At 75.9% G+C, this 556-nt stretch carries 1 protein-coding gene; it reads left to right on the forward strand.

Translation table 11 applies throughout. The features are described 5' to 3' along the window. Nucleotides 1-556, forward strand: a 556-nt coding sequence (locus ACNFOC_RS55120; RefSeq protein WP_416966410.1) for a PucR family transcriptional regulator ligand-binding domain-containing protein, incomplete at both ends; no start/stop codon positions are given.

The raw sequence follows: 556 nt of genomic DNA on the forward strand, positions 1-556 counted from the left end.
CACCCCGCCCGTGCCCCTCGCCGCCCTCCTGGCCCGCGAGGATCTGGGGCTGCGGCAGATCGCCGGGCCGTCCGACCCCGACATCGCGATCCACTGGGCGCACACGTCGGAGATGCCGGACCCCTATCCGTACCTGCTGGGCGGCGAACTGCTGCTGACGGCCGGCGTCCACATCCCGGAGGCGGCCGGCTCGGGCACGTACTTCGCCGACTACGTCTCCCGGATCGTCGAGGCGGGCGGCGTGGCCCTCGGCTTCGGCGTCGCGCCGGTCCACGACACCGTGCCGAGAGCCCTGGTCGCGGCCTGCGACGACTACGACCTGCCGCTCCTGGAGGTCCCGCCCCCGACCCCGTTCTCCCGGGTGGCCCGCGCGGTCTGGCAGCTGATGGCACAGGCCCGCCTCGCCGAACTCCGCCGCGTCACCGAGGCCCAGCAGAGCCTGGCCGCGGCGGCCTCCCGCCCCGACCCGATCCCTTCGGTCCTGCGCCAACTCGCCCAGCGGGTGAGCGGCCGCGCGGTGCTGTACGGCCCGGACGGCACGGAGATCGCGGCGGCG

This window comes from Streptomyces colwelliae (assembly GCF_048158785.1).
In the GTDB taxonomy this organism is placed as follows: domain Bacteria; phylum Actinomycetota; class Actinomycetes; order Streptomycetales; family Streptomycetaceae; genus Streptomyces.